At 43.3% G+C, this 25,876-nt stretch carries 21 protein-coding genes; 3 read left to right on the top strand and 18 right to left on the bottom strand.

The features are described 5' to 3' along the window. Positions 1 to 3: 3 nt before the first annotated feature. The 10 genes from addA to FZ954_RS04920 form a co-directional block, all read right to left on the bottom strand. Positions 4 to 3,675: a helicase-exonuclease AddAB subunit AddA gene (gene addA, locus FZ954_RS04875; RefSeq protein WP_148877514.1), complete on the bottom strand. Its 3,672-nt coding sequence runs from the start codon at positions 3,673 to 3,675 to the stop codon at positions 4 to 6. Next, positions 3,672 to 6,956, bottom strand: coding sequence for an ATP-dependent nuclease subunit B (gene rexB / locus FZ954_RS04880; protein WP_148877517.1), 3,285 nt, complete (start codon positions 6,954 to 6,956; stop codon positions 3,672 to 3,674). The genes addA and rexB overlap by 4 nt, the downstream gene beginning before the upstream one ends. Positions 6,957 to 7,095: 139 nt before the next feature. Beyond that, on the bottom strand, positions 7,096 to 8,292 hold the full coding sequence (gene tuf, locus FZ954_RS04885) for an elongation factor Tu (RefSeq protein ID WP_005590656.1): 1,197 nt from the start codon (positions 8,290 to 8,292) through the stop codon (positions 7,096 to 7,098). 122 nt (positions 8,293 to 8,414) lie between these two features. Then, positions 8,415 to 9,413, bottom strand: coding sequence for an anti sigma factor C-terminal domain-containing protein (locus FZ954_RS04890; protein ID WP_148877521.1), 999 nt, complete (start codon positions 9,411 to 9,413; stop codon positions 8,415 to 8,417). Then, a complete protein-coding gene (locus FZ954_RS04895; protein ID WP_187423330.1) occupies positions 9,400 to 9,870 on the bottom strand; it encodes an RNA polymerase sigma factor in 471 nt (156 codons plus the stop codon). Before FZ954_RS04895 ends, FZ954_RS04890 begins: the two co-directional genes overlap by 14 nt. Positions 9,871 to 10,162: 292 nt before the next feature. Beyond that, the gene (locus FZ954_RS04900) at positions 10,163 to 11,098 is read right to left on the bottom strand and encodes a DUF805 domain-containing protein (protein ID WP_148877527.1); all 936 of its coding nucleotides are present in this window, start codon (positions 11,096 to 11,098) and stop codon (positions 10,163 to 10,165) included. A gap of 106 nt (positions 11,099 to 11,204) precedes the next feature. Then, positions 11,205 to 13,445: a DNA internalization-related competence protein ComEC/Rec2 gene (locus FZ954_RS04905; RefSeq protein ID WP_148877531.1), complete on the bottom strand. Its 2,241-nt coding sequence runs from the start codon at positions 13,443 to 13,445 to the stop codon at positions 11,205 to 11,207. Next, positions 13,426 to 14,121 (bottom strand): helix-hairpin-helix domain-containing protein, encoded by a 696-nt coding sequence (locus FZ954_RS04910; protein WP_148877533.1) that lies wholly within the window; start codon positions 14,119 to 14,121, stop codon positions 13,426 to 13,428. The genes FZ954_RS04905 and FZ954_RS04910 overlap by 20 nt, the downstream gene beginning before the upstream one ends. Positions 14,122 to 14,270: 149 nt before the next feature. Further along, entirely contained in the window at positions 14,271 to 14,819 is a 549-nt protein-coding gene (locus tag FZ954_RS04915; RefSeq protein ID WP_187423324.1) for an HXXEE domain-containing protein, read from the bottom strand. A 72-nt stretch (positions 14,820 to 14,891) separates the two neighbouring features. Beyond that, positions 14,892 to 15,632 carry a 1-acyl-sn-glycerol-3-phosphate acyltransferase gene (locus FZ954_RS04920; protein ID WP_148877539.1) on the bottom strand — a complete coding sequence of 247 codons (741 nt, stop codon included), beginning with the start codon at positions 15,630 to 15,632 and terminating at the stop codon, positions 14,892 to 14,894. A 157-nt stretch (positions 15,633 to 15,789) separates the two neighbouring features. On the opposite strand from FZ954_RS04920, the gene FZ954_RS04925 reads away from it, so the two are divergent. The 3 genes from FZ954_RS04925 to FZ954_RS04935 all read left to right on the top strand — a co-directional run bounded on the left by FZ954_RS04925 (position 15,790) and on the right by FZ954_RS04935 (position 19,221). Further along, on the top strand, positions 15,790 to 18,129 hold the full coding sequence (locus tag FZ954_RS04925) for a cation-translocating P-type ATPase (RefSeq protein WP_148877541.1): 2,340 nt from the start codon (positions 15,790 to 15,792) through the stop codon (positions 18,127 to 18,129). A gap of 92 nt (positions 18,130 to 18,221) precedes the next feature. Continuing rightward, positions 18,222 to 18,968 (top strand): tRNA1(Val) (adenine(37)-N6)-methyltransferase, encoded by a 747-nt coding sequence (locus FZ954_RS04930; protein ID WP_125405780.1) that lies wholly within the window; start codon positions 18,222 to 18,224, stop codon positions 18,966 to 18,968. Next, positions 18,958 to 19,221 (top strand): GIY-YIG nuclease family protein, encoded by a 264-nt coding sequence (locus FZ954_RS04935; protein ID WP_148877543.1) that lies wholly within the window; start codon positions 18,958 to 18,960, stop codon positions 19,219 to 19,221. Before FZ954_RS04930 ends, FZ954_RS04935 begins: the two co-directional genes overlap by 11 nt. A gap of 39 nt (positions 19,222 to 19,260) precedes the next feature. Here FZ954_RS04935 and lacD read toward each other — a convergent pair whose 3' ends face one another. The 8 genes from lacD to FZ954_RS04975 form a co-directional block, all read right to left on the bottom strand. Next, complete coding sequence (lacD, locus tag FZ954_RS04940) at positions 19,261 to 20,241, bottom strand: tagatose-bisphosphate aldolase (RefSeq protein WP_148877546.1); 981 nt, start codon at positions 20,239 to 20,241, stop codon at positions 19,261 to 19,263. Position 20,242: 1 nt separating this feature from the next. Continuing rightward, positions 20,243 to 21,172: a tagatose-6-phosphate kinase gene (locus tag FZ954_RS04945; protein WP_148877548.1), complete on the bottom strand. Its 930-nt coding sequence runs from the start codon at positions 21,170 to 21,172 to the stop codon at positions 20,243 to 20,245. A gap of 10 nt (positions 21,173 to 21,182) precedes the next feature. Next, on the bottom strand, positions 21,183 to 21,698 hold the full coding sequence (gene lacB / locus FZ954_RS04950; RefSeq protein WP_148877551.1) for a galactose-6-phosphate isomerase subunit LacB: 516 nt from the start codon (positions 21,696 to 21,698) through the stop codon (positions 21,183 to 21,185). Positions 21,699 to 21,728: 30 nt separating this feature from the next. Next, complete coding sequence (gene lacA / locus FZ954_RS04955) at positions 21,729 to 22,154, bottom strand: galactose-6-phosphate isomerase subunit LacA (RefSeq protein WP_125373275.1); 426 nt, start codon at positions 22,152 to 22,154, stop codon at positions 21,729 to 21,731. 145 nt (positions 22,155 to 22,299) lie between these two features. Continuing rightward, entirely contained in the window at positions 22,300 to 23,196 is an 897-nt protein-coding gene (locus FZ954_RS04960) for an aldose 1-epimerase family protein (RefSeq protein ID WP_148877553.1), read from the bottom strand. Positions 23,197 to 23,360: 164 nt separating this feature from the next. After that, positions 23,361 to 24,836, bottom strand: coding sequence for a PTS galactitol transporter subunit IIC (locus FZ954_RS04965; RefSeq protein WP_125373277.1), 1,476 nt, complete (start codon positions 24,834 to 24,836; stop codon positions 23,361 to 23,363). Between the two features lie 52 nt (positions 24,837 to 24,888). Continuing rightward, a complete protein-coding gene (locus FZ954_RS04970; protein ID WP_005590672.1) occupies positions 24,889 to 25,194 on the bottom strand; it encodes a PTS sugar transporter subunit IIB in 306 nt (101 codons plus the stop codon). Positions 25,195 to 25,214: 20 nt separating this feature from the next. Continuing rightward, the gene (locus tag FZ954_RS04975; protein WP_061909576.1) at positions 25,215 to 25,691 is read right to left on the bottom strand and encodes a PTS sugar transporter subunit IIA; all 477 of its coding nucleotides are present in this window, start codon (positions 25,689 to 25,691) and stop codon (positions 25,215 to 25,217) included. Positions 25,692 to 25,876: the final 185 nt, after the last annotated feature.

Here is a 25,876-nt window from a genome sequence, read left to right on the forward strand (position 1 = left end):
AAACTAGTCCACTTTGACCACCTGCAACTCAGTCCCTCCTAGTAGAATCAAATATCTATCTACTTGGCTAAGACCATAGGAACGACTGAGGGCTTCGGCATAGAGATCCAGCTGAGCTCGGTAGCGCTCTACCAACTCTGTCGGCTCATGATAGCGGTCAGTCTTATAATCAAATAGGACAATGCGATCATCAAAGAGCAGGTAGCCGTCTAAGATTCCCCGAACGACAAAGTCTTGACCGCTGGCTGGATCCTGCTTGAGCATGGCAAAAGGTGCTTCCCGATGGAGATGATTCGCCTCCTGCTGGATTAGCTGACCTAGTTCTGTAGCGAAAAAGGCCTCAATCTTAGCTAAATCAATCTCTTTCTTAACTGCCGCATCTGCCTGAACCTGAGTCAAGGCTTGGCGAATGCTAGTCTTAGTAATAGGACGATCCAGCGGAATCCTTTGCATGAGCTCATGGACAGCAGAACCGATTTGGGCTCCTGTGACTTGCTTCTTCTTGCCAAAATCAGGCAGTTCAAAAGTCAGCTGAGTCTGATAACTTCGAGGTGCATCCATAATGTCCAGCCCTTCTGAGTCCATAACTGGTTCATAGAACTTCTTGATTTGACTGGGTGTACGGACACTAGGCAATTCAATAGCCACTTGATAGAGGCTGTTGAGCCGGTCTACGTTCTCCAAGATATCCAGAGCTCGGCGGATATCTTCTGACTGACGGTTGCCCGTCAAATCATCTACTGGAATAGGATCAGCCTGCTTCACTACTCCAATCTGCTCATCTGTCAGCTCCTGATCAGTTACAAAGCGGGTTTGATAAGCCAGATTTTCCTTTTCAAACACTGACTGAATAGCATAGAGCCAATCCTGAAAATTGGTCAGCTGACTTCGAAGACTGCTAGATAAGCGACCATTTTGGCTAGTCCCCCACTTGCGCTCTTGGAGCTTAGCTTGCTTGCCCTTTCCGACCAGATAGAGCTTGGTTTCAGCCCGCGTCATGGCCACATAGAGCAGGCGCATCTGCTCAGACAGGCTCGCCAGCTTAAGTTCTTCGGCATTCTGCTGATAGGGTAGGGTCTCCATAGAAATACGGATCTGCTTGGGCGCATGAGGATCCTGAGCCTCAACATCCACATCGGCTACATATTTGATTCCGATGCCTTTTTGTCGGCTAAGGATAATAGCAGAGCTGCTATCCTGACGATTGAAGGCCTTGTCCATATTGAGCAGAAAGACATATTTGAACTCCAGCCCCTTACTCTTATGGATAGTCATTAGCTGGACTGCATTTTTCGGAGCAGCCAGAGGGACACTAGCCAAATCGTGCTCATTTTTCAAAATTCGGTCAATCATGCTGATAAAGCGGGACAGACCCTTGAAACTCGACTTTTCATAGTCGTTGGCCCTCAAGGACAGGGCATAGAGATTGGCCTGACGCTGCTCACCGTTGGGCAGAGCCCCGACCATATCGTAGTAAAAACGATCCTGATAAATCTTCCAGATTAAATCATAGAGAGAATGCATCTTGGAATAGTTGCGCCAGTCATTCAGCGTTTCCTGGAAGTGCTGCAGTTTCTTGCGCAATTCATCATGGATAAGCTGAGGTTCCAGACCTTGATCAGCCAGAGCATTCCTCAGCTTTTCGTAGAGATTTTCCATAGACTTGGTACTGGAAGCTTGCAAGGCTAGCCGAGCCAATTCATCCTCATCAAAGTCAAACATTGGCGACTTTAGGAGAGCGGTCAGGGCATAGTCATTGAGAGGATTGTTAATGGTCCGCAGGGTATCCAGCATCACCATGACCTCTACCGACTGGAGATAATTGGTCTCGCCATCATCAGGCACAATCGGGATATGATGCCGGTCAAACTCTGCCAAAATCAGATCATTGCGGGTCCGCGAAGCTGTTAGCAAGGTAATATCCTTGAAATCCACCCCTTCTTGATTATGGAGGCGGATGATTTCCTTGATTACCAAGGCGACTTCACCAGCTGAAATACTAGGTAGTCCTTGGCCAGAATCCTCTTCTTCGCTATCGGCACTGCCATCATAAATCAGGAACTCCGCCTGATTGGCTGGATTTGGCTCCTGTTTGGCTGGATTTCCCGCCACCAAATAGTGGGTCTCATTGTAGTCAATCTCACCGACTTCCTCGTCCATGAGTCGTTTAAAGATATCATTGGTCGCTTCCAGCACCTCGATGTGACTGCGGAAATTTTCCTTGAGAATAATCAGCTTGCCCTGACTAGGATCGGCCTGATAGAGTTTAAACTTATCGTTAAAAATCTGCGGATCGGCCTGACGGAATCGATAGATGGACTGCTTAATGTCGCCGACCATAAAGCTATTATTTCCTCGAGCCAGCAATTCCAGCATTCGCTCCTGAGTATGGTTGGTGTCTTGATACTCATCGACCATCACCTCATGGTACTTATCCTGATAAAAACGCCGCACTTCTGGATAATTTTCTAAAATTTCAATAGCAAAATGACTGATATCACCAAATTCAAAGGCATTTTCTGCTACTTTACGCTCCAAATAAGCCTGTGAGAAATCTCGGACAAAATCTCGCAACAAATCCAGTAGTGGAAGAGCTTCTGCCTGATGCTGCTCCATAAAGTTCAGATGATAGAGGCGGACATCCAGCTCTTTAATTCGCTCTATCAAGGGCTTACGGGCTTCATTATAGGCTTGGGCAAGCTCTTTTTTTAGTTCGTCCGCATTCTTACCAACTCGGGCAGTAAAAGCCTGATGGTTAGAGGTCTTGGCCAATTCTAAAAAGCGCTGAATCAGGTCTAGTAACTGCTCAGATCCGGTCTGCTCTGTCAGCTCAGCCAAGATATCTAAGGCCGCCTGAATATTTTCCTGATATTTAGCCCCAGCAAAAGCCTGTCCTTCATGAGCCAGATGGCTCTGAAAAAAATCTTCCAAATCCAGCAAAGACTGCCTAGCTCCAGAGAGTATTCGCTCCCGCTCTGCATCAAAATCACTGGTTTCATAGCCTAGCAGAAAGGTTTCCTCCAACCATTTCCGCGGATTGCTGGTAGACTGGAGAAAACTATAAATACTATAAATCTGCTGGCGGAAACCAGCAATGTCCTTACGCTTGCCAGAGAAATTTTTGACCAAGCGGCTGAATAATTCCTGCTGATCGCTATCATAGTAGGTATCGAAAAGCTGGTCAAAGACTTCATTTTGCAGAATGAGCTGCTCACTGACCGACTGTAAAATCCGAAAATGCGGTGCCAGCCCCAGCAAGTAGCCGTACTTATTGACCACTTTCTGGGTAAAGGCATCCATTGTGCCAATATCCGCATTGGCAATCTCAGCCAACTGCTGAGCCAGATGCTGGCGGAGTTCCTGAACTGAAGTCTCCTTGAGTAACAGACTCAGCTCCTTCTCCAGCCGTTCCTTGAGCTCACCTGCCGCCTTGACAGTAAAGGTAGAGATAAAGAGTTGGCTGACTTCCACACCTCTGAGAATCTGGTCAATAATCCGCTGAACCATAACATAGGTCTTACCAGATCCAGCCGAAGCCGAAACAAGAATATTCTGACCAGAGGAGTAGATGGCCTGGATCTGCTCTGGTGTGCGCTTTTGCGGCTTGTCAGAGGCAGCTTCTTCAGCCTGCTTGACTAGGATATCCTGCTCGTTTAAAAAGGGAATCCGTCTCATTTGTCCAACTCCTCCTTGATTTTTTCTAGCCAGGCTTGACGCAGCTTCTCACCTGTTGGCCGCTTTTCGTACTGCTCAAGATTTAACTTGGTCAGCTGTCTAGCTTGCCCCAGATGAAGATTGGCCTCAAAGCCTGTAATGGCTTTAAACTGGTCCACGTAAGGGGCAATACTGTGACCATTTTCTGTATAAGGATTGATGGCAAAACGACCAGCTAAAATGCCTTCTGCTGCCTGCTGATAGAGATAAGCATTATAAGCCAAAATCACTTCCAATTCTTCCTTTGTCAGCAAATTAACCTTGCTTTTCTCATAGTTAGTGCCCAAGTCCTTGGCTTGGTCAGCCAGAAAGAGGCCTTTATAGACCTGACTTTTCATAACCTGTTTCACCGCCTCGTCCAGCGCCTTGGTCTCCTTTAAGCTAGCTAGAGGCTCCGTCATCTGTAGGTACATGGCACCGAAAATTCCCTTGTCTTCCTGGTATTCTGGCATTTCTCGGATAGCTGCTAGGTAGGTCGGCAGCTGAGAATTAAGCCCATTAAAGAACTTCTCAAAGCTGAATTTGGTATCGCCTGACTTGTAATCCACAACTCCCAGACTCCCCGTCTCCGTCAGCCGATCAATCCGGTCCACCTTGCCGCTCACTTGAAGAGCTCTGCCATTGTCCAAAAGCAAGAAAGGCCGATCATGACCAAAGTCAGTCTCCTCACCGATGACCTCCAGCCCATCCGACTGAGCCAAGATACGACCAGTGGCCTGAGCCGTGTCCAATAGCAAACGGCGGGCAAATTGGGTCTCGCCATTTTCTCCATAGATAGACTCAAACTCATCCTCCCAGCTAGTCTCCTCCATAGCCCGCTGCAAGCGAGTGTCGAAATCCTGCTCCAGCTGCTCCTGCATAACCTTTTCAAAGATTCGGTGGAGGAAAATCCCGTGACTGCGCGCATCCGGCTGAATGGTCCACTCCTCCTGCAACCGCAAGACATACTTAAGAAAATAGGCATACTGGTTTTTAAAATATTCATTGAGGGCAGAAGCTGACAGTTTCAAAGGCTGCTCTGAAGGATACAGAGCTTTGAGGGTTTCAGACTTGAGAGTCTCCGTCTTCAATTCCTCGCTGATCTGGGGAATAGAAATCCCTTCAGCTGCCAACTTCTTACGCAAGACTCGAATTGCCACCGCCCAAAAAGTCTGCTCCTCCGGAGTCCATTCGCGGTCAATATCTTCCTGATAGAGGTCAATCACGCGCGCCAGCAGAGCCCGATAAGTCCCAATATCGTCGCTACTAGCCTGTGGTCGTTTGCTGATGATAGGTAGGGAAATAGGCGCTATTTCCAGCTCTGTCAGATAGGAAGACATGGCATCTTCTACTTCATTGATTAAGACAGGAGCAGACAAAACCAAATCTTCTGTCGCTGAATTAAGCAAGGATAGCGCTGCAAAGCGATTTTTCTTGAGATTTTCACTGCTGGATATCTGCAACTCAGCCTCGTCCCCAGTCGCTTGATTTAATTTCTGACGTTCTTCGTCACTGAGCAGACTTTTATTTTGCGCTAACTTGGGCAAGCGCTCCTGCGTCAATCCGATAGCATAGACATAAGGCGCAGCCATGGGCTCAATCAAATCATAGGACTGAACTGTCACCACGTCCACTGTCGCTGGTACAACTCGGTACTTGGCCAGAAGCATGCCAGACAGAATCAGAGCCAGAAAATCATCGATCTTGAGCTTGCTAGCATCAAACACCTGTGCAAGCTGCTCTAAGACATGGCAGAAGGTCTTCCAGACTTCCTCCTGCCGTTCCACTTCCTGCTGACTTGCTCCTTCCAGCAGACCAGTCAGATTGGCATCCAAGCGAACTTCTTTGATAAAGCTGGTAAATTTAGCTAAGAGACCAGCCACTGTCTGACTACGAGATTTGAAAAAGTCTAACAGAGGCGTGATAAGACTCCGACGCAGGACATTGAGCCGCTTCAGGTCAAATTTCTCCTGACGATTAATGGTAAAATCTCTCCCTAGCTTGGTTGCCCCTTTAATCTCAGCAAATCGAAGGTACTGTTCAAAGTTATCCAGCTCCTCCTGGCTCAAGCCACCATACAGGCCCGTTTTTAGAAGATTGAGTAAATCTTCCGTCTGAAAATTATAGTGTTTCAAGCGCTCCAGCGACTCTAAAAACTGGACCAAAGGATGCTGGGACATGGACTCAGACCGCCCCAAATAAAAGGGAATCTGATACTGATCAAAGATGGTCTTTAGCTGGAGCTGGTAGGCCTCCACATCACCCAAAAGCAATCGGATATCCTTGTAGCGGGCGCCATCGTGGAGCCGCTGACGGATGGACTTGGCCACATATTCCAGTTCCTCTTTCTGATTGCGCACCGACCAAATCTCTACGTGAGAGCGATCCTCCGCAGTCAATTCCACATGGGTTTCAGAAAAATCATAGCGACTCTCTAAAATCTTGGAAATCTTGCCAAAGGCATCATCAAGCTGACTCGAACCATCTGCCAGATACTCTGGCTTGACCTGATAAGTTTGAGCTAGCTTGAGCAAAAAGTCCACGCTGGCCTGATAAAGATTGCCCTCACGAAAGGCTGTCCGGTAGGCTTTTTGACTAGCATAAACGCCGATGACAATCTCCACTCCCTTGCGATGCAGCAAATCTACTAGATATTCCTCCTCTGCTGAGAAGCGAGTAAAGCCATCAATAACCAGCGCGAGATTAGCCAATTCCCCATCCAAATCTCCAGCTAGAATATGCTGGGTAAAAATCGTGAGTTTAGAGGTCGCATCATAATTTCCTGCCTGAAGAGCAGCAGAAAAAGCCGTGAAAATCTTGAGTAAATCCTCGCGCTTCTCTGGCTCTTCTAGATGATTCAAATCCGCAAAAGTCATCTGGGCTGTCTGAAGCTCATGATAAAGGTCTATCAGTTGCTGGATAAATTGTGCATCTTTCTTAATCCGCCCATAAACCTTGAGCTCCCGGTCATCCATTCCCGATAAAATCCGATAAAATAACATGCCCAGCCCAATATCATCCAAGGCCTGTCCTTCCTGAACATCATTGAGGACAAAATAGCGAGCCATCTGGGCAAAACGTGTCACCGTAATGGCAAAGGAAGCCTGATTTTCCAATTTTTCCAAAACTGCTCGTTCCTTTTCAAAAGAAAGGGAGTTGGGCGCTATATAAAAGACCCGCTTGCCAGCCGCTGCCAAGTCCTGAGCTTGCTTAGCCAAATGCGCTGTCAAAGGACTGCGGATATCCGTATAAAGTAATTTCATACCGTCTCTTTTCAACAACAAAATATAGAATTATTATATCATGTTTGCGAGAAAAAGGCTTTCTCTAAAAGAAAAAGCCCCGCCGAAGCGAGACTTTTCGTGTCTGATTTTATAATTGTTATCTGGGAACGAAATCGAATTAAGCTTCGATTTCAGTAACCATACCTGAACCAACAGTACGTCCACCTTCACGGATAGAGAAAGTAGTACCTTGTTCAACGGCGATTGGGTGGATCAACTCAACGTCGATAGTTACGTTATCACCAGGCATTACCATTTCAGTACCTGCTGGAAGTTCGATTGAACCTGTAACGTCAGTTGTACGGAAGTAGAACTGTGGACGGTAGTTGTTAAAGAATGGAGTGTGACGTCCACCTTCTTCTTTAGTAAGGATGTAAACTTCACCCTTGAATTTAGTGTGTGGGTTGATTGAACCTGGTTTAGCGATAACTTGACCACGTTCGATTTCATCACGTTGGATACCACGAAGAAGTACACCTACGTTGTCCCCTGCAAGACCTTCGTCAAGCTGTTTACGGAACATTTCAACACCAGTAACAACTGCTTTTTGGATTTCTTCTTTGATACCAACGATTTCGATTTCATCGTTGACACGAACAGTACCACGGTCGATACGTCCTGAAGCAACTGTACCACGACCAGTGATTGAGAATACGTCTTCGACTGGAAGAAGAAGAGGTTTGTCAGTATCACGTTCTGGTTCTGGGATGTACTCATCAACAGTGTTCATCAATTCCATGATGATGTCTTCGTACTTAGTATCACCTTCAAGAGCTTTAAGAGCTGAACCTTGGATAACTGGAAGATCGTCACCTGGGAAGTCGTATTCTGACAAGAGGTCACGGATTTCCATTTCAACCAATTCAAGCAATTCTTCGTCATCAACCAAGTCGATCTTGTTCATGAAGACGATAAGGTGTTTAACACCAACCTGACGTGAAAGAAGGATGTGCTCACGAGTTTGTGGCATTGGTCCGTCAGTTGAAGCTACTACAAGGATAGCTCCGTCCATTTGAGCGGCACCAGTGATCATGTTTTTAACGTAGTCCGCGTGTCCTGGAGCGTCGATGTGAGCGTAGTGACGTTTTTCAGTTTCGTACTCAACGTGCGCAGTGTTGATAGTGATACCGCGTTCGCGTTCTTCTGGAGCAGCATCGATAGACGCATAGTCTTTTGGTTGGTTAACTGATGAAGGCAAGCGACGTGCCAATACAGTTGTGATAGCTGCTGTCAAAGTAGTTTTACCGTGGTCAACGTGTCCGATAGTACCAATGTTAACGTGTGGTTTACTACGATCGTATTTTTCTTTTGCCATTTGAGTAAAAGCCTCCAATAAAATATATTTTATAGATAGACAGTAGGCAATACAGTCTAACTTTCCTTACTATTTTATCAAATTTTACTGAAAATGCAAGCCTTTTACACATTTTTTGTCAATTATTCCTTATCTAGCTTATAGTAAGGCTGATTGGGAACGGAAGCACCGATACTCGAAGCATAAATCCACCCTTTTCCTTCTAATTGAGTGAAATTTTCAGCTTTTCCTGTCAAGATAACACCGGAGAAAGTCAATTGATCCCGATTTTCTGGTTCACGAATATCTAGCTGACCAAATTTCTTTAGATAGGCCTCAACATCATTATACATGTTGTACCCACTAAGACTTGGGAAAAGATTTTTATCTGCCTTTTTCAGATAATCCAAGAAAGTCTGCTGCTCTTTCTTAGCCTCTTTTGCCTTCTTCCTAACATCTGAATCATAAGTAAAGAGAAGACTAGTGTTAGCTCCGTAGGTGAACTGGGGATCGGAAAACAGTTCAATACCTTTTTCACCATCTTCTGACTGACTGCCAATCCAGTACCAGTTGATTTTGAGATTGTTCGGTATCATCTGCTGGATTTCCTTATAGGTATAAGCTTTATCAAAAGTCAAAGCTACTTCCACCAATTGATTCGGCATTTCTTTGACAGAAGCAAGTTCTTGAGGGATTCGCTTTGTATCTATTGTTCCTTTAGCATTAATATTGTAGAAGACCGGATATTTTTGACGCAGGGTTCGCGTATAGGTTCCTGAGAGAGACAAATAAGTCCCTTCCGCAGTCGGATCTCTAAAAGCACCTATGAGTGAATAGTTCCCCTCATAGGAAGGATAAGCCACCTTCACTCCATCTAAATCTTTGAAACGATCAGAATGTAAGGTTCCTGAAAACAAAGAATTTTGAGTGTAGTAAAGACTGTCATAGTCAACATTAGGGTAGGCGATTTCCGACATAACTTCGTACTCTTTCTGCAAATTTCGACCATTACTCGAGGCTAATTCTATCAATCCCTTTCCTAGTAAAAGCAATAAAGCTAAGGAGACAAGACTACTGATGGCAACTGTCTTCCAAAGTCGTTTTCTTTTACTTTTCTTCGCTAAAATTTCAAATGTTTCCATTTTTATATCCTTTCTTTTCCAATTTATGGCGGAGCTTAATTCGGCTACGCATGAGTTGCACTTTCACTTTACTTACAGAATACGACATAATTTGAGCGATTTCCTTTACTGTAAAATTTTGGAAATAATAAAGATCTAAAAGCATTACTTCCTTAGTCGGGAGTTCTTCTATCGTCGTCCTTAACAGCTCATAATGGTCGTTTTCAAACGGTCGAATCTCATCTTGTTTAAAAAATTCCTTTTGCAAAATTTCTAGATAATGCTGATCGCGCCTATAGCGATCGATATAGCGGCGAATGGACACCCGATACATCCAAGCTCGCATCTTCTCTGCTGGGATGACCAGATCAGTCTCTAACATTTTGACAAAAACATCCTGTACCACATCTTCTGCCTCGGCCTTAGAAGCTCCTGACTTTTGCAAGTAGAAAACAATCTCTCGGGCAAAGCCAATCAAGATGTTTTCGTATTCATCCAGTTTGATAATCTCACCTCCCCACAACTTCTCTTCAAATCTCTCCCTACTTGCATTCCTTTAAAAAGCAGAATAATAGTGAAAAGTCTTTCTAATCCAAAGCTCGCAGCTGCTACTTTTCATTTGATACTACTTTTCTCTATGCAATACTTTTCTATTCTTCCCCCTTTCTACTAGTATAACGAATAGAAAGACATTTTGGTTACAAAAGTTTAAAAGACGACAAAAAACCCCAGATAGATTGAAACTATCTAGGGTTGATATCTTATAGATTTTATTGAGAGATTGACTCTGAGTTAGTGATTTGTTCAGAAGCATTTCCCAGAGCCTGTTCTGCAGTTTCAGCCTGAGACTGATGAGCTTCTACTGAATGAACTGATTCAGCTGGTTCTGAAACTGAGGCTGAGAATGCTGATTGGGTTGAATCTTGAGTTTGGGCTTGGCTAGCAGCAAACGGTTGAGTTGGCTGGTTCACTTGATTTTGACCAAAAGGTTGCTGAGGCTGGCTAAATTCTGGATTCTGAACGGGTGCTTGTTGCTGAGCAAATGGTTGCTCTTGGTTAACAGGCTGACTAAACTGTTGGTTTTGAGCTGGCTGTTGAACTTGACCAAATTGTTGGTTTGGTGCCGGCTGTTGTTGTCCTTGGAATCCAGGCTGAGCAAACTGTTGGTTTTGAACTGGTTGTTGAGCTTGACCAAATTGCTGACCTTGGAATCCTTGTTGACCATAAGGAGCTCCTTTAACTTGCTGAGCTGGTTTGCTAGCTTGGCAAAGCAAGACAATTAAAGCAATACTACATGGCAAGCTGACTAAAGCAGCTAGGATATTCAACACTGGAATGAAGGAAGCTAGTGAAGGCCCTACAGTGAGAAAAATAAATGCCCAATGGAAGCCAGCATCACGAAGACGACGAACAGCGATGGCAAGATTAGGAACGATTGTTGCAACCCAATAGATGGCAAGTAAGAACATTATGAACACAGCCAAACCAGCGCCAGCCGTAACTCCCGATAAATCTGGTTCATAATCGTATAGTCCTGCATAATAAACTTCACTAAAAAGCGGAATGAGAAAACCAAAAAGGGCAATATACGAAAATGGTAAGGTAATCAAAAAATGACATAGGACAACCCACCAGTAATCCGAACGACTTGAACGACCACTAAAGTCTGCATAACGAGTCCAAAATTTTTTATAAGCAGAAAACATAGAAATCTCCTCTAAATTTTTATTAACAGAATTCATTGTATCATAATTTTAGCTCGAAATCAAGGTAAGTTAATCTTGGCTCACTCTCAGAGCAAGGAAACAGGTGTTACTTTACCGTTTCGATTTCCCATGAATCCCAGCCACTGAAGCGAATAGCTCCTTGTTCATCTGTACGGAAAATCTGTGTCTGAATGTTCTCAAATCTGTCCAGAGTTTCCCGGTGAGGATGCTTGTAGCGGTTATTCTTACCGGCAGAGATGAGGGCAATTTTGGGCTGAAGCTGATGTAAAAATTCTGGGCTAGAGGATCCTTTAGAACCGTGGTGGCCTGCTTTTAAGACATCCACCTTGAGTTGCGGAAAACGCCGCATCAAGGTAGCTTCGCCATTTTCCTCTAAGTCTCCTGTGAACAAAAAGCTGGTTCCAAAAAACTTCCCGTACAAGACGACAGAGTCATCATTACTGCCGTCGCCCGTCTCCTCAGGATAAAGAACCTGCAAAGCTCCATCAAAAATCGGAAGCTTATCCCCTACCTCTACCGCATGGACTTTCGTCTGCATCCGATCCAGTTTCTCCACAAAATCCGACTGGGTCAAACTTCCCTTAGATACGTAAATTTCCTTTATAGAAAAATGCTTGGCCACCTCCAACATATCACCCATGTGATCGGTATCTGTGTGGGTCAAAACCAGCACATCCAAGCGGCTCACTCCCCGACTTTTCAGATAGGGAATCAAGGTCTTTTCTGCATTTGTTGAAGAAATCCGCTTCTGCCAGGCTTCTTTCTTGCCAATCTCCACTCGACCAGCCACATCAATCAGAACAGATTTCCCCCGCCAATCACGTAAGAAAATGCTATCTCCCTGCCCAATATCAATGACTGTAATTTCATTTTGTAGAGGATGCTTTGTGAGAAAAAATAGCAGAGCAAGAACCAAGCTAAGTAAGGTCACAACTTTCTTCTGTCTGCGAAAATCATAGAGCAAGCCAAGAGTGATAAGCAGGCCTAGCATCATCCAGATAGATGGCTGACCGAAAATCACTGGTCGAGAAGAAATAGAGGCTGTCCAACGGATTAGCCCTTCCAGCAGTTCAAATAAGACATTGACCTGAGTGATTTTCAAAAGAGGTGATAGGACAAAAATAAAGGTCAGGGCTGGAAGCATAAAAAGATCAAAAATGACTGAGAATAGAAAGGTCAGCAGAATAGACCATGGCTGAAATTCGGAAAAATAGAAAATCAGAATCGGTAGAATTCCAAGTGAAATGGTCAGACTTTCTGCCAGCACCTTTCGCACGGGAGGTAAATGCTCAAAATCCATGACAGATATGACAAAAGCATAGGCACAGGAAAGAACGCCACCCGTCGTCAAGAGAAAATTGGGCATGAAAATGGCTAATAGCATGATTGTCAAAGCAAAGTTGTCCAGCTTAGTCACACCAAACTGCGAGAGCAGCTTTTGTACTAAACTCCTCACGACTGACACTGAAAAGCCCGTCAAACCTGCATAGATAAAGGAAAAGGGCAACTGTATCCAATCGACGGTTTCTCTTTTCAAACCAGATTTGAGAAGAATCCTGCGAAAACCATCCATGAAATAGCCGACCTGCATCCCAGATAGGGCAAAGAGATGGATAATCCCCAGACTAGAATAAAGTTCATTCATCTCAGCAAAATCTGTGTCCAAATCACCAAACAAAAGTCCAGTCATATAGTGGCTCATGGGGCTAGGAAAATTTTCCTTGATGTAAACTAAGGCTTTTCTCCGCCAAACCGACAGCCAGTCCCAAGGATTAAGACTGCTAAAATGCTGACTGGACTTGATGTGATTGATTTTCAAAATCCTGTAAATCCCTTGCGTTTTTAGATAAGCCCGATAGTCAAAGCCTGAAAAATTGCGTTGGTCTTCTGCTAAACTGAGTTCTCCATCAATCTTCACAAGGAGTTGATCGCTCAGCTTTTGAAAAGCTTGTTTTTCCTTTTCTGACTGGATTTTATAAAAAGCCTGATAGGTTCGACCATTGGAATGACCGCGAAAAGAAAGCGAGTCGCCATTGACTTTAATTGTATCTGGCTTGATCACAATGGTAGAAATGGTTTCCGGTTCATCTCGAAAGGCTTGATTAGCCATTTCTCTCCGAAATAGGAAAAATCCTGCAAAGAGACTCAAGAACACCAAAACAAGCAGACTATTTCTAGTCGAATAAAGCCAAAAGAGCCGAACAAGGAGAACTGCCAAACCTAGATAAGCTGACAGACTACTAGTGTAAATCGCAAAGTAGGTCAGCACCAGCAAAAGACAAAAATAGATTGGTTTGATGGGAAATTTATTTATCCACTGTGACATAGTCTTTTAACTTTTCTAAGGTTTTTGCACCGATTCCTGAAACATTTTTCAGCTCGTCTACTGACTTAAACTTACCATTGGCTTCCCGATAAGCAATGATGTCTTGCGCTTTCTTTTGACCGATGCCTGAAACTGTCTGAAGTTCAGCTTCGGTCGCCGTATTGAGATTGACCAAGTCAGACTTTCCTTTCTCTGTTCCCCCATTTCCAGCGGGCGTCTGACTAGCTTGCGTCACATCTGCTCCTTCCTCACCGACTTTAGCTACATAGACAACTGCCTCATCTGTTAATTTTTGTGCTTGGTTGATGGATTTTGACTCGGCATCTGGCAATAGGCCACCTGCTTTTTGTAGGGCATCATGCACACGCGCTCCTGCCCGCAACTGATAAACTCCTGGATTTTTGACAGCACCTTTGACATCAACGGTGACTTCTTTCTCAGATTCCTCTGAATCCATATCTTTTTCTGAATCGATTTTTTCTTGATTCGCACTTCTTTTTTCTGCATTGGTTTCAGATGAAGCTGATGTAACCACTTCCTGAGCCAGTGCGCTGACCTGATTCTGTGGCTGAGCGTTCCCCTTCAGCAAGAAAAAGCCAGCCAAGACGATTCCTATCAAAGAAAGTCCAATAAATATCTTGTATTCCTTTAATTTTTCAACTATTTTTTCAAACATAATTTTTCTCCTTTATCTTTATATTCGTAAAAAATTCAAAAAAAATATGACAAACCGAGAGAATTTTCAGCTTATCATATTTTAAAATCTTTATTTTGCAAGAAGTCGTATAGATAGAAAGGCCATTGATGAAAATAGAAGCTGTAATATCAATCTGCTTTGCTTATCCTGTATATCCAAGCTTCTAACTTTTTAGCTCTGCTATGTAAAAAAACCAGATTTGCCAAAAGAAAAGCCATCACAAGCACGCTTAGAATCAGAAGCAGCGGCCAAGAAACTGACTGCTGACTCAGATAAAGGACAAAGACTAAGATGAGTATAGGAAAAGTCGTCAAAGCTGTGAAGCCGCCCGGTACCCAGCGACGAAAGCGAAACACTTGCATAATATGGCCCAGCAGATGGAGAGTATGACAGAAGCCAATAGCCAGAGCCAGCTCGGGAATGCGAAATAGAATGGCAAGCAGCAAGAGAATAAAAGCCAGTAGAAATTCCTCCGCAATCATCAGAGCAATGCTTTCAGCAGAAAGATAACTTCCTCTTCTGGCAATGAACATCTCCTTTTGATAGCCTTGATGGTTTTGATTCTGAGAAATCCAAGGCCGAATCAGGATAATCTCATCAAACTCGTGCAGCATAAACAGTGATAAGGTTACAAAAGATAAAAAAGCAAGAGACATAGCATCCTCCTTATAAAACATACCAACATTATAGCTCACTCGCATAAAAAAATCAGCTCCCAAGCAAGATTGCTAAGGAAGCTGATTCGTATCTTATTTTCTATGCTTATCTGGATCCCAGACAAAGCTTGCAAGGAAACTAAAAATGAAAGTTAGAATACCAATCAATGCTGCTGGAATAAAGGCAATTGCTCGTAAAATCCGCCAGAAGATATTTGGCTTTTTACCTGTCTGATAAGGCGCCACTTCTGCATCCAAGCGGTCAAACTCTGCCTGAATCCGACGAGCCACTTCCTCAATTCCCTCATCATTCATCTTTTTGATATCCGAAATATCAATTGGATTACCGAAGTTCATATCCACGCGCTCCCCAGCTGCCAAGCCTTTGAAGCTCATGGGACCAGCATAGACTACAGGCATGATACGGACTTTAGCCATCTTAGCAATCACTGCCACTCCTCCCTTGACATCCGTAGAATGGCGGCTGCCGCTCGGGAACATAATCAGGGAACGATTGCTCTTTTTCAGCATATTGACTGGGTACTTGATCGCTGACGGTCCAGGATTTTCTCGGTCGATGGGAAAGGCACCACACATGCGAATCCACCAGCCGAACACTCGATTTTCAAAGAGTTGTTTCTTAGCCATGAAAATGAACTGCTTGGGCTTGGTCGCAAAAGCCATGTAAACTGGATCCCACCATGTTCGGTGAGGGGCAACCAAGATATAATTTTCATCTTTTGAAGGAATCTTTTCTTTATTGTGGTAATGCGCATTGCCGTTTAAGGTCCACAGGATAAAAATCACTAAACCTCGCAAATAAGTATAAAACATAAACTCTCCTTATTTCAAACTGTGATTGTACTTGAAATTTATTACATCCTTTCCCATTATACCTTATACCCTTATAGTCTGCAATATTTTTCCAAACTTTGGCTGTAACAGCTGATTCTGATAGCTATTTCTATAAAAAAATGGTATCATTAGTCTCATGAATAAGAAAGAATTAATCGGTTTAAACCAAATCCAAATAGATGAAAAGATTTCGCAGGGCTTGACCAACGATTTTACTAGTGACACCAGTACTAGTAACTGGCAAATCGTTAAGCGGAATGTTTTCACCCTTTTTAATGCCCTAAACTTTGTGATCGCTCTGGCCTTGGTCTCTGTCCAAGCTTGGAGCAATCTGGTCTTCTTCGCCGTCATCAGCTTTAATGCTGTCACTGGTATTATTACGGAACTACGAGCCAAGCACATGATTGACAAGCTCAATCTGGTCAGCCGAGAGCTGGTCACAGTCATCCGAGACGGCCAGGAAGTCAAGATTCAGCCAGAAGAAATTGTACTGGGCGATCTGATCAAGCTGTCAGCCGGCGAGCAAATTCCCAGTGATGCCCGTGTAGTAGAGGGTGTTGCCGAGGCCAATGAAGCCATGCTGACAGGGGAGAGTGACTTGGTTCTCAAGGAAAAAGGCGCTGAGTTGCTGTCTGGTAGCTTTCTGGCCAGTGGGCAGATCTATGCTGAGGTGCACCATGTCGGCGCAGACAACTATGCCAACAAGCTCATGACTGAAGCTAAAACCCTCAAGCCTATCAACTCGCGCATTCTATACAATCTTGCGAAAATTTCCCGCTTTACCGGAAAAATCATCATTCCTTTCGGATTGGCTCTCTTCTTTGAAGCCCTAATGATAAAGGGATTGCCTGTCAAAAACTCTGTCATTACCAGCTCGACAGCTCTTTTGGGTATGCTGCCTAAGGGAATCGCCCTGCTGACAGTCACTTCACTCCTGACAGCTGTCATCAAGCTGGGCATGCGCAAGGTTCTTGTTCAGGAAATGTATTCAGTTGAAACTCTGGCTCGAGTGGATACTCTCTGCCTGGACAAGACCGGGACAATTACTCAAGGTAAGATGACTGTTGAAGCCTTGCATAGTCTGTCAGATAAGTTTTCTGATGAGACAGTCGGTCAAATCTTAGCAGCCTACATCCAAACCAGTGAGGATAATAACCCAACAGCCCAGGCTATCCGCAAGGGATACGGCCACCTGGAGCACACCTATACTAGCGACAATGTTATTCCATTTTCTAGTGACCGAAAATGGGGCGCTATGCACTTATCCAGTGTCGGAACTATCTTTTTGGGAGCGCCCGAAATGCTGCTGGACAGCAATCCTGCAGCGGTTGGAGAGGCTCAAAAACGCGGATCGCGGGTTTTGGTGCTGGCTCACAGCGACCAAGTGCTAAACAAACACAGTATCCAACTGCCTGAAGATATGACCGCTCTGGCTGTCCTGGAAATCACTGACCCTATTCGTGAGGGAGCAGCCGAGACACTGGACTACCTGCGCTCTCAGGATGTTGATTTGAAAATCATCTCTGGCGACAATCCTGTGACCGTTTCCCATATTGCGAGCCAGGCTGGATTTGCCAACTACGACAGCTACATCGACTGCTCTAAAATCAGCGATCAAGAACTGGTTGAGCAAGCAGAAGAAACAGCCATCTTCGGCCGTGTTTCTCCTCATCAGAAAAAGCTGCTCATCCAGACTCTCAAGGCAGCTGGCCGGACAACAGCTATGACAGGAGATGGTGTTAATGATATCTTAGCCTTGCGTGAAGCTGACTGCTCCATCGTCATGGCAGAGGGCGACCCCGCAACTCGGCAGATTGCCAACTTAGTCCTTCTTAATTCCGACTTTAACGATGTCCCTGAGATTCTTTTTGAAGGCCGCCGTGTTGTTAACAATATCGGCCGGATTGCTCCGATTTTCTTCATCAAGACCATTTATTCTTTCATCCTAGCTATCATCTGTATCGCCAGCGTCCTGCTAGGCAAGCCGGAATATCTATTGATTTTCCCATTCATTCCGATTCAAATCACCTTGATTGACCAGTTTGTCGAAGGTTTCCCACCCTTTGTCCTCACTTTTGAGCGCAATATTAAGCCGGTTGAAAAGCACTTCCTCAAACGCTCCCTGCAGCTGGCTCTGCCAAGCTCCCTCATGATTATCTTCAGCGTGCTATTTGTCCGTATCTGGGGCAGCAGCCATGGCTGGAGCGACATTGAAATGGCCACTCTGTCCTACTACTTGCTAGGCAGCATCAGCTTCTTGTCCGTCATCCGGGCCTGCCTGCCACTCAACCTCTGGCGCGCTCTTCTGATCATTTTTTCAGTCGCAGGCTTCTATCTATCCGCCTTTGTCCTGCAACACCTTTTGGAAATTGCAACGCTGACAGCCGCAACCTTGCCAGTCTATCTGATTCTCATGGTTTTCTTTATCGGAATTTTCATCGCTTGTACTATCAAGCAAAAATATGAATTCAACTAAAATTCGCACCTGACAGACATAGTCAGGTGTTTTTTCCTATAAAATTTCTCTTTCTTCTTTGGAATAGCACTTAATCATGCTATAATGTTGGTATGACAGAAGCAAAATTAAAAGACGGGGAAAGAGTCAACCAACTCTTTTCCACTGATATAAAAATCATTCAAAATAGCGAGGTTTTTAGCTATTCAGTCGATAGTGTCCTGCTTTCTCGCTTTCCAAAATTACCCAAACGAGGGCTCATCGTTGATCTCTGCGCTGGAAACGGGGCTGTTGGTCTCTTTGCTAGCACACGGACTCAGGCCCAGATTCTAGCGGTGGAAATTCAGGAACGTTTGGCAGATATGGCCCAGCGTTCCATTGAATTAAATAACCTTACTCAACAGATGCAGGTCATCCATGACGACTTGAAAAATCTAGGCAACCACATCTCTGGCAGTAAGGTTGACATCATTCTCTGTAATCCTCCCTATTTCAAGGTAGATGAACATTCCAATCTTAACGGCAGTGAGCATTATCTGCTAGCACGTCACGAAGTTGCTACGAATTTAGAAGAGATTTGTACGATAGCCCAGCGAGTCCTCAAGTCCAATGGCCGCTTAGCAATGGTTCACCGTCCTGACCGATTTTTGGATATTTTAGAAACTATGAAAAACCATAATCTAGCGCCCAAGCGCATCCAGTTTGTCTATCCCAAGCAGGGGAGAGAAGCCAATATGCTCTTAATCGAGGCTATTAAAGATGGTTCACCAGACGGCCTGAAAATCCTCCCACCTCTCTTTATCCACGAGCAAGACGGCAGCTATACACCAGAAATTCAAGAGATTTACTATGGAAAATAAAGCCTATATGTACGTCCTTGAATGCGAAGACGGCACCCTCTACACAGGCTATACCACCGATGTAGAAGCTCGTCTCAAAACACATCAGTCTGGAAAAGGAGCCAAGTACACTCGCGCCCGATTGCCCGTCACACTCATCTATCAAGAAGAATACCCCGACAAATCTGCAGCCATGTCGGCTGAAGCCCTCTTCAAAAAGAAGAAACGAGCTGAAAAACTAGCTTATATAGAAGAAAAACGTAGCAAGTCCTGAAACTTACTACGTTTTTTGATTTCTACATTCAAGATTAAATTAGATACGTTCTTTCCATGAAGTCGCTGTTGTTTGAAGAACCTTGTTAAGTTCGTCAATGTTCTCAAATCCAGTTGTGCGAAGCCATTCACGAGCTGCTGTCTCACCGTCTTTGATGTAGGCTTCAACTGATCCTGCCCAGGTTGCACGGCCGCAAAGAACTCCATTGAAGTTTGCGCCTGATTCGTGGGCAAAGACAAGTGTTTCTTGGAAAAGTTTAGCTGATACACCCGCACTCAAGTAGATATATGGCAAGTTAGTTGCTTCATCTTGCGCTTTGAAGAAGGCTGCTGCTTCTTCGCGTGTATGCACGATTTCACCTTCACCAAAACCTTCAACGTATTTAACATTGACTGGAACTTCCACTTTCAAGACATCGATGTTGAAGCGTGGGTCTGAGAAGACTTTCATGGCACCTATAACCTTGTGTGGTTTCACTTTGGCGTATTCTGCAGAGCCAGCATCAGCGATTTTTTCATCGTAAGCCAAGATTTCAAGGAAGAATGGAATGTCTTCTGCCACACACTCAGAGCCGATGCGTTCAATGTAGGCTTGTTTTTGTTGGTTAAGTTCGTCAGCGCTATCTACATCGTAGTAAAGCAAAAACTTCACAGCATCCGCACCTTGTTCCTTGATGCGTTTGGCAGACCAAACATCCAAGCAGTCTGGCAAGCGTTTGGTGCTAGTTGTGTCATAACCTGTTTTCTCATAAGCAAGAAGAAGACCTGCATTAGCATCAAGCGCTTTTGTAGCTGGAAGTCCATACTCAGGGTCGAGAAGCATAGATGACGCGTATTTTGTCAATTCATCTGCTACCAAGACTTTGAGTTCTTCCATTTGAGCCACTGTTGGCTCTTCTGTTTGGTATTGAGCCATGAGGCGTTTCAAAGCACCACGTTGGTCAAAGGCAAGAGCTGAGATGATGCCGTTCTCGTCAGAGAGTTTTTCCAAATATCTGCGTTTTTGTTCTGTTAAAGCCATTTTATACCTCTTTTACTATTAATTGATCATATAGAGCTTTATAGTTAGCCATATTGACATGACCTGTCATCTTTTCTTGAGCATTGAGCATACCAAGGACATTTGCCTTGATGAGGAGTTCTGCATCCGATTCCTTATGAAGAAGTCCTGATGAAATCCCTGCAACAGTAGAATCTCCAGATCCGACAGGATTGACTACCTGAATTCTTGGAATATCTACCTTGTAGAAAGTATCACCATGTTTAGCAAAAGCACCATTGGCACCAAGTGAAATGATTATCCACTCAATCCCTGCAAATAACGGCTCTTGAAGAACTTCTTTTAATTCATCCAAATCCTCAGAAACTTCTTTCCCAAGAAGCTGAGACAATTCTTCGTTATTTGGTTTAATAACTGTTGGTTTGTGTGGTGATTCAAGAACCGCCTGAAGAGCTGCACCTGAGCAGTCTAGAACAACTGGTTTGCCTGCGCGATTAGCAAGCTCTACCAAGTTTGCATAGTAATCAACCGGAAGACCTGCTGGAAGACTACCAGAGATAGCTACTACTTCCACGGTGGCAAGGAGATTTTTGAAATGAGCCAAGAAATCTTGACCTTCTTGTTCCAGAACTTCAGGCCCTTTCTCAAGAATTTCTGTTTGGTTGTCTCCGTGTAGAATTGCGATACAGTTACGAGTCTCTCCTTGAATGGAGAAGAAATCTTTCGTTACTTTATCATCGATATGTTCTACCAAAAACTCACCAAGTTTGCCACCAACTAAACCAGTAGCAGCAACAGAATCACCAAATTCTGAAAGAACTCGCGTAACATTGAGACCCTTTCCACCAGCTGTCTTGGTCACGTCCATCACACGGTTGACAGTATCAATTTTTAATTCATCCAAAGGATAGGAAATATCAATGGATGGATTCATCGTGACTGTTAAAATCATGCGTTACCTCTTAGTCGTGGTATTCACCGCGATCCCATTTTTCAAGGAATTCTGTAAAGAAGTTTGCATCTGCTTGGTGAGCATTGTGACTTTCAACGTGCTCAATTTTCGCAATCAATTTTTTATTTTCTTCTGATGGTTTGTATTCAGCTTTGATGAAAGCTTCAATGATATCGCACATAAGCAATTCACCAGTGATTTTACCACCAAAACCGATAACATTGGCATTCAATTGCTCTTTAGCATAAAGAGCTGTTGTCATATCACGAACCAAGGCAGAACGTACACCAGGAACTTTGTTGACAGCGTTATTGATACCAACACCAGTACCACAGATACAAACACCAAGATCAGCTTGACCGCTAGTTACAGCTTCACCGACTTTTTTACCAAAAATTGGGTAGTGAGTACGTGTATGATCATAGGTACCAAAGTCAATGACTTCATATCCTTTTGATTTCAAAAATTCTGAAACCGCCATTTTTTCATCTGTTACGATGTGGTCACATCCAATTGCAATTCTCATTTTTATCTTACCTTTCTTACTGTAATCTAATTAGCACATTTTGTTCAACATGTCGACCCGAATTTGGTGACGACCGCCATCGTATTTACCGTTAACAAAACCTTTAGCAATGTTTTTCGCCAATTCATCACCAACAAGTTGTGCACCCATAGTAATCATACGTGAGTTGTTGTGGCCACGAGTCATATAAGCTGAACGTTCGTCAGATACTTCTGCGGCAACCATTCCTTTGATTTTAGTTGCAACCATGAATGGGCCAGCACCATAAGCATCAATCACGATACCAAGATTTTGTTCTTCTTTGTTTACTTCTGCAGCAACAGCAAGAGTCACATCAACAAAGTCTTGACCTTCAGCTGTAACATCCACAACGTGGAAGTTTTCTTTTTCCAAGAAGTCTTTCACAACTTCTTTCAATCTCAAACCTGCAGCATCTGCACCAATGATAATAGACATATTAAGTCCTCCTTTAATTTTCTATATAATGAACTAAAATGTTTTAAAACATTAAACGTTATTTGATTCACAAGTTTATAATACAACATTTCGTGTTTGCTGTCAACATTATATGTTTGTTTTTAAACATTTTTGAAATTTTTCTTTAAAAAATAGTAATATCAAATCCAATTTCTTCTTTTTCTCCTGCTGGGAGTAGACGGACATTTTTCTTGCTTTCTAAATAATCACCCTCTTCTAATGAGGTCGACAAACCTGACCAAGGTTCCAAGGCTATAAATGGTCCTTTGTTAATAGTTGACCAGATAATTAGATTTGGAAATTCTTGAAAATCCAAACGTAACCCTTTATCATGTTTCCGAGAACGAAGAGCAACAGTCCGCGATTTTAGCTCATCAAGGGTCACTGCATCTTTAGCAAATAGAGCATAGTCCAAAGCCAGTTCTTTTTGATGATCTAGGAAGCTTGAACGTTCGAAAAAGTTCAACATACCAGTTTCAGGATAAGAGAGAGGAACGCTGCAAGTTTCTTCCTCTTCAAACTCCAAATAGTAATCTTCATACTTTTCATCATCAAGTAAAGGACAGTTAAAACCGGGGTGGCCTCCGATGAAGTACGGCATGGCGCCACTATCTCCAAGATTCTCCACAATATACTGGGTACGAAGCTTCTTACCAATCAAGCTATAGCGAATTGATAAGCGGAAATGATAGGGATAGTTCTGAAACATCTCCTCTGTGTCCTCAATAGCAAAAGTCACACTCGTATCCGTTTGTTCTACTAATTCAAATTCTTTCTTGCGAATGAGCCCATGCCGTGGAATGACTCCACTCGCTTCTTGACCATCTTCTAATACATAGTGAGCAGTGTCATTACGCAAACTCCCACAAATGGGGAAAAGAACTGGAGCTTGACCACTCCAATAGGTCGCATCTCCCTGCCAGAGGTATTCTACACCATCCTTATCCCTGATTGAAGAAAGCGCTCCTCCCAATTGCTTAAACTGCACTGTTAATTCATCATTTTCTAGCGCGATCACCATCCAAATCTCCTCTCTACTTCAGAGAAAAAGGCAGGCTTCTGACTTCTCTCTGCTTAGCCTTTTCTATTCATTACATAGGAAAAGCTAGATTATCAACATTCCCATTTGGAAATGGACAATCTAGCTTCCCTAGTCTTACAATATTTAACAATAGTTAACGGATATTATTTTGCTTTTGCTGCATATTCCGCATTCCGTTTGATCATTTGCTTTCTGTACCAAGCAAAGATTCCAATATAAGCACCAAGGAAGACAATAGCACCAATGATAGCTTTAATATCACCTGTAGTAGTATTACCAATAGTCCAGCCCAAGAGTTTTTCGATTGGTCCTTCAAGTGTTGAGTGAGTGATCAATTGAGTTTGGCTAACTCCTTCAGGGAAAGCACCTACACCTTTAGCAAGTTCTGTTGCAAACGGTGCAATCAGGGTACCTGAAAGAAGGAAGAGTGGTAACAAGAGTGTTCCAAAGACAATCATACGAAGCAATTTACCACGAGTAACAACCAGAAGGGCAGGTGTCACACCCATCGCAATGATACCAGCCAATGGCAAGATACCGTTCCCTACATTAGAAAGCAGAACTGCTTCAATCAACATGATTGGTGCAAGCACGTTAGCGCAGGCCCAGATTTCTGCACGACCAGCGATAAATGGCCAGTCAAGACCGATGTTGAATTTACGTCCTTGAAGACGTTTTGTTGCTACGTTTGTAATACCTTGTGAAAGTGGTTCAACGGCTGCGATAAACCATGATCCGATAAGTGAGAAGAGCTCCAAGCAGACACCGGCAGTCAAACCAAGAGACAACCATCCTTTGATAACAAGTGACCATTTTGCTGCTTCAGCAACGTCAGACACTGGGTGCGGAGTTCCCATGATACCGATAACTATACCAAGAAGGAAACCGATGAAGAATTTAGATCCCCAGAAACCGATTTTCTTATTCAAAGCGGCAGCATCAAAGTCATATTTGTCCAACCCAGGGAAGAATTTGTCAAAAATCTTATCCAAAACCATGATAACAGGGTTCATCATGTAGTTCATGTGAGTTGAAGTCATTGGTGATGAACTTGGCGCATTCAACAAATCATCAAAAGTTGGTTTCATCAAGTCAGAGTTGATAATCTTTAAGACACCAACCAAGACAACTGCTAAAGTTGCAATCAAGAGTGACACAGCAGGACTTACATGGCTCTTATCTGCATACCATTTGATGAGCAAGCCAGTAATTGACAAGTGCCAGATATCAAAGATATCCACGTCCAATGTATCTGTTTTTTTCATAGCTAACATTGCCACATTGACAATGAGCATGATGAGCAAGAAGTACAAGGTCCATGGAGAACCCCAAGTGATGGTTGCAAGTGGCGCCCAACCAACGTCTGTGATATTCAACTGGATACCAGTGTTTTCAACGAATTTAGCAAGTGATGCTGAGAAAGCTCCGTTAAGCATACCGATGATGGCACCGATACCAGTAAGAGCGATGGCAAGTTTGATACCACCTTCAAGCGCTTTGGAGAATTTCACTCCAAATAGTAAGGCCAATACTGTCAAGATGATCAGCATGATGATAGGACCACCCATTTCCAAGACTGGCTTGAAAATCTTATTGGCTAGGTCAATAATGACATCCATAATAATTCCTCCCTTTTTTTGTTATATGAATGTTAACAAGATAAAGAATAGATTAACTTAGTCCGTGTTCTTTAATAGCTGCTTCAATATTGTCAAAGACTGGAGCGCTCATTGCAGGAATACGGAACAAAATTGGTCCAGCTTCGATAACTGGAATTCCTGGTTCAAAACCAAGATCTGTTGCAGCGATTGGCGTGAAGATATCATAACCTTGCATTAGATCTTCATTGACATCCTTAACCATCACGGCATCACAATGTACATCATAACCGCGGTTTGACAACTCTTCCTCAAGAGCACTCTTGATTTGGTGACTTGAGTTTACCCCTGCTCCGCAGGCTGCTAAAATTTTAATCATAATAAAATCCTCCGATTTATTTATTTAATAACTTTTGAAATATATTGGAACAACTCTTCTTTTGAGTTCAAAGAAGCTAAACCAGCTAGATTTCCTTCGCTAGTGAAGAAATCCATCAACTGAGCTAAGATATTAGTCTGGCTTGAGCTAGAGTTGTTGATAATAAAGAACAAGAGAGACACTTCAACGGTTTGCGTAGGAGAAATCATATTGTGGAAGGTTACAGGCTGATCTAGCTTAACAACTACCACATTTTCAGTCAAATTATGCGCAATATCCGTATGAGGTATGGCAACATTCGGCAATTCCTTGCCTAAAAATTCCATATCCAATCCAGTTGGAAACGCCTTTTCTCTTTCAAGTAAAGCGTTTCGATAAGAAGAAGTTACAATTTCTCTTTCTTCTAACAAATCAGCTACTTGATGAAAAAGATCTTCTTGATTTTCTGCATGTAAACAAAACACTAGATTTTCATCAAATAATTGGGCAAGCGCCATTTTATCATCTCTCCTTTTGTTTCTTTTTGTTCGTTTAATTAATTATATCATTATGTGATAGCGCTGTCAATAGTTTGTTTTGTTATTTTTTGTTTATTTACCTAATAACTTAAAATTTTAATGTTCATATGAAGATAGAACATTTCGTCATTCTGAATTGTTAAGGAATAACACGAGTCATAAAA

Origin of the sequence: Streptococcus sp. Marseille-P7375 (genome assembly GCF_902460365.1) — a bacterium.
Lineage (GTDB): Bacteria > Bacillota > Bacilli > Lactobacillales > Streptococcaceae > Streptococcus > Streptococcus cristatus_I.

Bases quoted from the DNA above. Each gene is read 5' to 3' on its own strand.
- tuf (WP_005590656.1), bottom strand. From the start codon at position 8,292: ATGGCAAAAGAAAAATACGATCGTAGTAAACCACACGTTAACATTGGT.
- FZ954_RS04970 (WP_005590672.1), bottom strand. From the start codon at position 25,194: ATGATTAAAATTTTAGCAGCCTGCGGAGCAGGGGTAAACTCAAGTCAC.
- FZ954_RS04930 (WP_125405780.1), top strand. From the start codon at position 18,222: ATGACAGAAGCAAAATTAAAAGACGGGGAAAGAGTCAACCAACTCTTT.
- FZ954_RS04920 (WP_148877539.1), bottom strand. From the start codon at position 15,632: ATGTTTTATACTTATTTGCGAGGTTTAGTGATTTTTATCCTGTGGACC.
- FZ954_RS04905 (WP_148877531.1), bottom strand. From the start codon at position 13,445: ATGTCACAGTGGATAAATAAATTTCCCATCAAACCAATCTATTTTTGT.
- lacD (WP_148877546.1), bottom strand. From the start codon at position 20,241: ATGGCTTTAACAGAACAAAAACGCAGATATTTGGAAAAACTCTCTGAC.
- FZ954_RS04965 (WP_125373277.1), bottom strand. From the start codon at position 24,836: ATGGATGTCATTATTGACCTAGCCAATAAGATTTTCAAGCCAGTCTTG.
- addA (WP_148877514.1), bottom strand. From the start codon at position 3,675: ATGAGACGGATTCCCTTTTTAAACGAGCAGGATATCCTAGTCAAGCAG.
- FZ954_RS04960 (WP_148877553.1), bottom strand. From the start codon at position 23,196: ATGGTGATCGCGCTAGAAAATGATGAATTAACAGTGCAGTTTAAGCAA.
- FZ954_RS04945 (WP_148877548.1), bottom strand. From the start codon at position 21,172: ATGATTTTAACAGTCACGATGAATCCATCCATTGATATTTCCTATCCT.
- FZ954_RS04890 (WP_148877521.1), bottom strand. From the start codon at position 9,413: ATGGAAACATTTGAAATTTTAGCGAAGAAAAGTAAAAGAAAACGACTT.
- lacB (WP_148877551.1), bottom strand. From the start codon at position 21,698: ATGAGAATTGCAATTGGATGTGACCACATCGTAACAGATGAAAAAATG.
- FZ954_RS04925 (WP_148877541.1), top strand. From the start codon at position 15,790: ATGAATAAGAAAGAATTAATCGGTTTAAACCAAATCCAAATAGATGAA.
- lacA (WP_125373275.1), bottom strand. From the start codon at position 22,154: ATGTCTATTATCATTGGTGCAGATGCTGCAGGTTTGAGATTGAAAGAA.
- FZ954_RS04915 (WP_187423324.1), bottom strand. From the start codon at position 14,819: ATGTTTTATAAGGAGGATGCTATGTCTCTTGCTTTTTTATCTTTTGTA.
- FZ954_RS04910 (WP_148877533.1), bottom strand. From the start codon at position 14,121: ATGTTTGAAAAAATAGTTGAAAAATTAAAGGAATACAAGATATTTATT.
- FZ954_RS04935 (WP_148877543.1), top strand. From the start codon at position 18,958: ATGGAAAATAAAGCCTATATGTACGTCCTTGAATGCGAAGACGGCACC.
- rexB (WP_148877517.1), bottom strand. From the start codon at position 6,956: ATGAAATTACTTTATACGGATATCCGCAGTCCTTTGACAGCGCATTTG.
- FZ954_RS04900 (WP_148877527.1), bottom strand. From the start codon at position 11,098: ATGTTTTCTGCTTATAAAAAATTTTGGACTCGTTATGCAGACTTTAGT.
- FZ954_RS04975 (WP_061909576.1), bottom strand. From the start codon at position 25,691: ATGGCGCTTGCCCAATTATTTGATGAAAATCTAGTGTTTTGTTTACAT.